The organism is Streptomyces sp. (genome assembly GCF_035645055.1).
Taxonomy (GTDB): domain Bacteria; phylum Actinomycetota; class Actinomycetes; order Streptomycetales; family Streptomycetaceae; genus Streptomyces.
The window spans coordinates 1-7374 of the sequence record NZ_DASQNH010000062.1 but is presented as its reverse complement, the minus strand read 5'-3'; the positions used below and the strand labels follow the sequence as shown (position 1 = coordinate 7374).

The window sequence follows — 7374 nt, the reverse complement described above, 5'->3', positions numbered from 1 at the left end:
GGGCGTCACCGCCGTCCTCGGCCCCAACGGGGCGGGCAAGACGACCACGGTCGAGACCTGCGAGGGGTACCGGAAGCCGGACTCCGGCACGGTGCGCGTCCTGGGCCTCGACCCGGTCCGCCAGTCCCGCGAGCTGCGCCCCCGGATCGGCGTGATGCTCCAGTCCGGCGGCGTCTACTCCGGCGCCCGGGCCGACGAGATGCTGCGCCACGTCGCGCAACTGCACGCCCACCCCCTCGACGTGGACGCGCTCGTCGAACGGCTCGGGCTCGGCTCCTGCGGGCGTACCGCCTACCGGCGGCTGTCCGGCGGACAGCAGCAGCGGCTCGCGCTGGCGATGGCGGTCGTGGGCCGGCCCGAGCTGGTCTTCCTCGACGAGCCGACCGCCGGACTCGACCCGCAGGCCCGCCGCGCCGCCTGGGACCTGGTCCGCGACCTGCGTTCCGACGGCGTCTCGGTCGTCCTCACCACCCACTACATGGACGAGGCCGAGCAGCTCGCCGACGACGTCGCCATCATCGACGCCGGCAAGGTGATCGCCCAGGGCTCCCCCGAGGAGCTGTGCCGGGGCGGCGCCGAGAACACCCTGCGCTTCACCGGCCGCCCCGGCCTCGACGTCGGCTCCCTGCTCAAGGCGCTGCCCGCGGACTGCGCGGCGGCCGAGCTGACGCCGGGGTCCTACCGGGTCGTCGGCAAGGTCGACCCGCAACTGCTGGCGACGGTCACCTCCTGGTGCGCCCAGCACGGGGTGATGCCGGACCGGATCTCGGTGGAACGGCACACCCTGGAAGACGTTTTCCTGGAGCTGACGGGCAAGGAGCTGCGCTCATGACCACCACGGCCGGAAAGGGCACCTACGCCCCGAAGCCGGGCGCCGCCCCGCTCCCCCGCATGATCGCCGCCCAGGCCGCCCTGGAGACCAGGATGCTGCTCCGCAACGGCGAGCAGCTGCTCCTGACGGTGATCATCCCGACGCTGCTGCTGGTCCTGTTCAGCACCGTCGACATCGTCGACACCGGCGCGGGCGAGGCCGTCGACTTCCTGGCGCCCGGCATCCTGGCGCTCGCCGTGATGTCGACCGCGTTCACCGGCCAGGCCATCGCGACCGGCTTCGAACGCCGCTACGGCGTGCTCAAGCGGCTCGCCTCCTCGCCGCTGCCGCGCTGGGGCCTGATGACCGCCAAGACGGTGTCCGTGCTGGTCACCGAGGTGCTTCAGGTGATCCTGGTGACGGTGATCGCGTTCGCGCTGGGCTGGTCGCCGCACGGCAACCCGCTCGCCGTCCTGCTGCTCCTGGTCCTCGGCACGGCGGCCTTCTCCGGGCTCGGCCTGCTGATGGCCGGCACCCTCAAGGCGGAGGCGACGCTGGCAGCCGCCAACCTGGTCTTCCTGCTGCTGCTGGTCGGCGGCGGGGTGATCGTGCCGCTGGACAAGTTCCCGCCCGCCGCCCAGGACCTCCTCGGCCTGCTGCCGATCTCCGCCCTGTCGGACGGCCTGCGGGACGTGCTCCAGCACGGCGCCGGGATGCCGTGGGGGAACCTGGGGATCCTCGCCGTGTGGGCGGTCGCGGGACTGGCGGCGGCGGGAAAGTTCTTCCGCTGGGAGTGACGGGACGTAGCGGCGAATAGGCCGTGCGGGCTGTTTCGCACCCCTCGTGAACGCGTGCACAAGCAGCCCCCTACGATGGTGCGCGTGCCAAAGTTGACCCGCGCCGACGCCGCAGCGGCATTGCGCAACCCGCTCGCCTTCATCGCCGCACGCTGGACCCCCGATCCCCGGACGGTTCAGCGGGCCGCTCTCGCCGCGCTCGTCATGTCGGTGGTCATCGTGGTCACCGGCGGGGCGGTCCGGCTCACCGGCTCGGGTCTGGGCTGCCCGACCTGGCCGAAGTGCACCGACGACTCGCTCACCGCGACGTCGGAGATGGGTCTGCACGGCGCCATCGAGTTCGGCAACCGGATGCTGACGTACGTGCTGTGCGCGGCCGTCGGCTGGGCGATCGTCGCGGCCCGCTCGCAGAAGCCGATGCGGCGCGACCTGATCCGGCTGGGCTGGGCCCAGTTCTGGGTCGTGATGGGCAACGCGATCCTCGGCGGCATCGTCGTGCTGGTCGGTCTCAACCCGTACACGGTCGCCGCGCACTTCCTGCTCTCCTCCGCGCTGATCGCGGTCGCGACCGTGATGTGGCAGCGCACCCGGGAGGGGGACGGGGCGCCCCGGCCGCTGGTCGGGAAGTCCGTGCAGCAGCTGGTGTGGGTGCTGGTCGCCGTCACGGTGCTGCTGATCGCCGTCGGCACGGTCGTCACCGGCGCGGGCCCGCACGCGGGTGACTCCAGTGAGGTGCCGCGGATGCGGGTGGACTGGGAGATGGTCAGCAAGCTGCACGCCGTACTGGCGTGGATCGTGGTGACGCTGACGTTCGCGCTGTGGTTCGTGCTGAAGGCGGTCGACGCGCCGAAGGGCCCGCTGGGCCGCACCCGGGATCTGTTCGTGATCCTGCTGCTCCAGGGCGTGATCGGTTACGTGCAGTACTTCACGGACCTCCCCGAGGTCCTGGTCGGGGCGCACATGCTCGGCTCCTGCCTGGTGTGGATCGGCACGCTGCGGGTGCTGCTGGCGCTGCGCGAGCGGCCCGCTGCGGACCCGGCGGACCTTCCGGAGCGGCCGGACCGGACGCTGGCCACGGCCTGACCAGCCGCCCCCGGGCCGCCCGGGCAAGGGCCGCTCACTCCCACTCACTCCAACCCATAGACCCGCCGCGCGTTCCCCGCCGCGATCAGACCCGCCACCCGCTGGGCGTCCCCGAGGGACCACGCGCCCTCGGCCACCCAGCCGCCGAGCACCCGGGCCAGGGCCTCGCGCAACAGCCGGGCGCCGACGACGTGCAGCTCGGGCAGCCCCTGGGCCCCGCTGGAGAAGAGGATCTTGCCGAAGGGGGCGAGTTCCAGGATCTCCGCGAGGACGGTGGCCGCGCGGGCGCCGGTGCGCACCAGGGCGGCGCCGGAGTCGGCGTAGACATGCGGGAAGACGCCGGCGAGGTGGGCGGCGTGCCGGTGGTACGGATAGGCGTGCAGCAGCACCAGGTCGGTGCCCAGTCCCGCCGTGGCGCGGACGAAGCCGGTGAGCAGCACGGGGTCCGTCCGGTCGATCCGCAGCCCCGGCTCGCCGAGCCCGGCGTGCAGTTGGAGCGGCCGGCCGGTGGCGACCGCGCTCCACAGCAGATGCCGTAGCAGCACCGGGTCGCTCAGCTCGCCGCCGACCGGCCGGGCGGCCAGCCAGCGGCCCGCCGCGCCGCGCACCTCGCCGGGGCCGGGCGGCTCGGGCGCGAGGGCGAGGCCGTGCCGGACACCGGCCACGGAGGTGAAGGCGACCGCGTTCGCGGCGGCGCCGTGCACCGACTCGGCGAGGTTGGCGAGAAACGACTCGACGGTGCCGGAGGTGTCGGCGACCTGCTCGGCCAGCAGCTCCAGCCGGACGATCTCCCGGGCCTCGGCGGCGGAGGCGGCGGCCAGCTCGGCGGGGCCGGTGAGGTCGCCGGGCAGGCCGGTGTCGACGAGATAGGTGGTGATGCCGCTGCCGCGCAGCAGCCGCCGGCCGGCCTCCAGGACGCCCAGTTCCCGGCGCCGGGCGAGATAGCGGGCGGGCGGGCAGTGGGGTTCCAGGCCGAGCAGGGGCGGGCACCAGCGCCGTACGGCGAAGCCCGTCTGGGTGTCGAACAGGGTGGTGCCCGGGGCGGGCGGTCCCTCGGTGCGGGCCAGCTGGGCCTCGAAGGTGCCGAGGCCCAGCTCCGTTCTCAGTACGCCGTGGCAGTACTGGTCCACGAGGGACGGCGTTTCGATCATCCGGACTCCCGTGACTGGACCGCGTACTCCTACGAGTCCTAACGGGTGAACCGGGTGTCGGGTACCGCGGTCGCACACCCCGTGCGAACCGCCGACGACTGTCAGCCGTTCGAGGGGCCGCCGACCTGGATGCCCGCCATGCGGGTCCACTCGTACGGGCCGGTCCTCACCTTGGCGGCGAACTCGCCGTCGAAGTCCTCGTGGACGGTGATCCCGGCCTTCGCGACGGCCTGCTCGGCGATCGCGTAGGAGGGGGCCACCAGGTCGCCCCAGCCGCCGTCCTCGCCGACGAGGACGATCCGGGCGCCGCGCTGTCCGAGGTACGCCACCTGGCCCTCGGCCCCGCCGTGCGCCTTGGAGAAGGCGCCGATCCGCTTGGCGAGCCGGGCGACCGTGCGCTCGGCCTTCGCGTCAACCTGCTGCGTGTCTGCCATGGCCAGGATGCTACCGACGGGTAGATCGAACGGCGACGGGCGGGGTGCGTGGCCTTGACCACGTACCCCGCCCGGCGGCCGGTACGGAAGGTGTCTACCGAAGGAAGGGGTCCACCGCGACGGCGACGAAGAGCAGCGACACATAGGTGATGGACCAGTGGAACAGGCGCATCTCCTTCAGTTTCCCGCCCGTGACCTCGGCCTTCGCCCGGTTCTGCAGCGCGTGCGCCTCCCACAGCCACCAGCCGCCCGCGACCAGGGCGACCACGGTGTAGAACCAGCCGGTGTAACCGAGCACGGTCAGCAGCAGGGAGACGGCGACCATGACCCAGCTGTAGATCACGATCTGCTTGGCGACGACCTTGTTGGAGGCGATGACCGGCAGCATCGGCACGCCCACGCGCGCGTAGTCCTCCTTGACCTTCATGGAGAGCGGCCAGTAGTGCGGCGGCGTCCAGAAGAAGATCACCATGAAGAGGATCACGGGGGCCCAGGCGAGCGAGCCGGTGACCGCGGTCCACCCGATCAGCACGGGCATGCAGCCGGCGATACCGCCCCAGACGATGTTCTGCGAGGTCCGGCGCTTGAGGATCATCGTGTAGACGACGACGTAGAAGAGGAGCGCGCCGAGGGAGAGCCAGGCCGACAGCCAGTTGACGGTGAGGCCGAACAGCAGGGTGGAGACCACCGCGAGAGTGATGCCGAAGACGAGGCACTCGCGCGGGCTGACCATGCCGGTGACCAGCGGACGCTGCGACGTGCGGTCCATCAGCGCGTCGATGTCGCGGTCGATGTACATGTTCAGCGCGTTGGCGCCACCGGCGGACAGGTACCCGCCGACGCAGGTCAGCAGCACCAGACCGAGGTCGGGCACGCCCCGCTCGGCGAGGAACATCACCGGCACCGTGGTGATCAGCAGCAGCTCGATGATCCGCGGCTTGGTCAGCGCCACGAACGCCTTCGCACGGGCCCCGAACGGCCGGTGACTCGGGCTCTGGCTCGTCCCGATAACCCCCGCAGGACGGGATTCAACGGCCGTCACGCACACCCCTGACAGAGACATCCCAGCGAGCCTTCCCGTGTGAAGTGCCGGTAAAGGGCTCGCGCGTACCACGCCACTGTAGACGTTGCCCATACCCCGGCCTTCGCGGGGGTGGGGTCGTGTTGGGCGGCGCGCTCCGACGTGCGTACGAGGGGCCGGAAACGATCATCCGGAGGATCACCGGGACATTTCCCGGACGACCTTCGGACGGCTGTTCCGCACCCCCTCAGATGGGCCGGCCGGACGACGGTTGAGCGGTCAGATGAGCGCCCGCGTATTCACATGGCGAAAGCCGGTACGGCCCAGTCAGGAGGCGGATTCCCGAGAGTCCCGGCAGTCTGTAATGACTCGAAAAAATGCACGTTCTCGCGGGGGTAGGCTCGACAACGGCCGGTGGGCGCGGAGTGCACCGGCGGTCGGTGTACGCCCACACCGGCATTCGACATGTGGAGAGGAGCCCTGACCCAGGGTGAGCACCAAGCCGACCACCACAGACCTCGAGTGGACCGAGCTGGACCAGCGGGCCGTGGACACCGCCCGCGTCCTGGCCGCCGATGCCGTACAGAAGGTTGGCAACGGCCATCCGGGTACGGCGATGAGCCTGGCGCCCGCCGCCTACACCCTCTTCCAGAAGGTGATGCGGCATGACCCGGCGGACGCCGAGTGGGTCGCCCGCGACCGGTTCGTGCTGTCCGCGGGCCACTCGTCCCTGACCCTGTACACCCAGCTGTACCTGGCCGGCTTCGGCCTGGAGCTGGACGACCTGAAGGCCTTCCGCACCTGGGGCTCCAAGACCCCGGGTCACCCCGAGTACGGCCACACGACGGGCGTGGAGACCACCACCGGCCCGCTGGGCCAGGGTGTCGCCAACGCCGTCGGCATGGCCATGGCCGCCCGCTACGAGCGTGGTCTGTTCGACCCGGAGGCCCCCGCCGGGGAGTCCCCCTTCGACCACTACGTCTTCTGCATCGCCGGTGACGGCTGCCTCCAGGAGGGCATCTCCGCCGAGGCGTCCTCGCTCGCCGGCCACCAGAAGCTCGGCAACCTGATCCTGCTGTGGGACGACAACCACATCTCGATCGAGGGCGACACCGAGACGGCCGTCTCCGAGGACACCGTCAAGCGGTACGAGGCATACGGCTGGCACGTCCAGCGCGTGGAGCCCAAGGCCGACGGCGACCTGGACCCGCAGGCGATCTACGCCGCGATCCAGGAGGCCAAGAAGGTCACGGACAGGCCGTCCTTCATCGCCATGCGCTCGATCATCGCCTGGCCCGCCCCGAACGCGCAGAACACCGAGGCCGCGCACGGCTCGGCGCTGGGCGACGAGGAGGTCGCGGCCACCAAGCGCGTTCTCGGCTTCGACCCGGAGAAGACCTTCGAGGTCGCCGACGAGGTCATCGAGCACACCCGCAAGGCGCTGGAGCGGGGCCGCCAGGCCAAGGCCGAGTGGGAGAAGTCCTTCCAGGAGTGGCGCAACAGCAACCCGGAGCGCGCGGCCGAGTTCGACCGCATCGCCGCCGGTGAGCTGCCGGCCGGCTGGGAGGAGAAGATCCCGGTCTTCGAGCCCGGCAAGGGCGTCGCGACCCGTGCCGCGTCCGGCAGGGTGCTCCAGGCCCTCGGCGAGGTCATCCCCGAGCTGTGGGGCGGCTCCGCCGACCTGGCCGGTTCGAACAACACGACGATCGACAAGACGTCGTCGTTCCTCCCGGCGGGCAACCCGCTCCCGGAGGCGAACCCGTACGGCCGGACGATCCACTTCGGCATCCGCGAGCACGCCATGGCCGCGGAGATGAACGGCATCGCCCTGCACGGCAACACCCGCATCTACGGCGGCACCTTCCTGGTGTTCTCCGACTACATGCGCAACGCGGTGCGGCTGTCGGCGCTGATGCACCTGCCGGTGACGTATGTCTGGACGCACGACTCCATCGGCCTCGGCGAGGACGGCCCGACCCACCAGCCGGTCGAGCACCTGGCCGCGCTGCGCGCCATCCCGGGCCTGAACGTCGTCCGCCCGGCCGACGCCAACGAGACCGCCATCGCCTGGCGCGAG

Annotated in this window: 7 protein-coding genes; 4 read left to right on the top strand and 3 right to left on the bottom strand. The window is 71.5% G+C overall.

Annotation, left to right across the window (positions count from 1 at the left end; genetic code table 11):
* From VE614_RS20495 to VE614_RS20485, 3 genes are all read left to right on the top strand, one after another.
* The coding region (locus VE614_RS20495) for an ABC transporter ATP-binding protein (RefSeq protein WP_324938894.1) at positions 1 to 832 on the top strand (832 nt) is incomplete at its 5' end.
* A complete protein-coding gene (locus tag VE614_RS20490; RefSeq protein WP_324938891.1) occupies positions 829 to 1608 on the top strand; it encodes an ABC transporter permease in 780 nt (259 codons plus the stop codon). The genes VE614_RS20495 and VE614_RS20490, both read left to right, overlap by 4 nt.
* Before the next feature lie 75 nt (positions 1609 to 1683).
* Positions 1684 to 2691 carry a COX15/CtaA family protein gene (locus tag VE614_RS20485; RefSeq protein WP_324938888.1) on the top strand — a complete coding sequence of 336 codons (1008 nt, stop codon included), beginning with the start codon at positions 1684 to 1686 and terminating at the stop codon, positions 2689 to 2691.
* 44 nt (positions 2692 to 2735) lie between these two features.
* On the opposite strand, the gene VE614_RS20480 is transcribed toward VE614_RS20485, so the two are convergent.
* The 3 genes from VE614_RS20480 to VE614_RS20470 form a co-directional block, all read right to left on the bottom strand.
* Positions 2736 to 3842, bottom strand: coding sequence for an amidohydrolase family protein (locus VE614_RS20480; RefSeq protein WP_324938885.1), 1107 nt, complete (start codon positions 3840 to 3842; stop codon positions 2736 to 2738).
* A 101-nt stretch (positions 3843 to 3943) separates the two neighbouring features.
* Entirely contained in the window at positions 3944 to 4276 is a 333-nt protein-coding gene (locus tag VE614_RS20475) for a hypothetical protein (RefSeq protein ID WP_086170037.1), read from the bottom strand.
* Positions 4277 to 4370: 94 nt separating this feature from the next.
* Positions 4371 to 5339 carry a heme o synthase gene (locus tag VE614_RS20470; RefSeq protein WP_414719617.1) on the bottom strand — a complete coding sequence of 323 codons (969 nt, stop codon included), beginning with the start codon at positions 5337 to 5339 and terminating at the stop codon, positions 4371 to 4373.
* A 448-nt stretch (positions 5340 to 5787) separates the two neighbouring features.
* On the opposite strand from VE614_RS20470, the gene VE614_RS20465 reads away from it, so the two are divergent.
* Positions 5788 to 7374, top strand: a 1587-nt coding sequence (locus VE614_RS20465; RefSeq protein ID WP_324938881.1) for a transketolase, incomplete at its 3' end; no start/stop codon positions are given.

Excerpts from the sequence above, each read along its gene's own strand:
- VE614_RS20485 (WP_324938888.1), top strand. The coding sequence starts at position 1,684 with ATGGTGCGCGTGCCAAAGTTGACCCGCGCCGACGCCGCAGCGGCATTG.
- VE614_RS20475 (WP_086170037.1), bottom strand. The coding sequence starts at position 4,276 with ATGGCAGACACGCAGCAGGTTGACGCGAAGGCCGAGCGCACGGTCGCC.
- VE614_RS20480 (WP_324938885.1), bottom strand. The coding sequence starts at position 3,842 with ATGATCGAAACGCCGTCCCTCGTGGACCAGTACTGCCACGGCGTACTG.
- VE614_RS20490 (WP_324938891.1), top strand. The coding sequence starts at position 829 with ATGACCACCACGGCCGGAAAGGGCACCTACGCCCCGAAGCCGGGCGCC.
- VE614_RS20470 (WP_414719617.1), bottom strand. The coding sequence starts at position 5,339 with ATGTCTCTGTCAGGGGTGTGCGTGACGGCCGTTGAATCCCGTCCTGCG.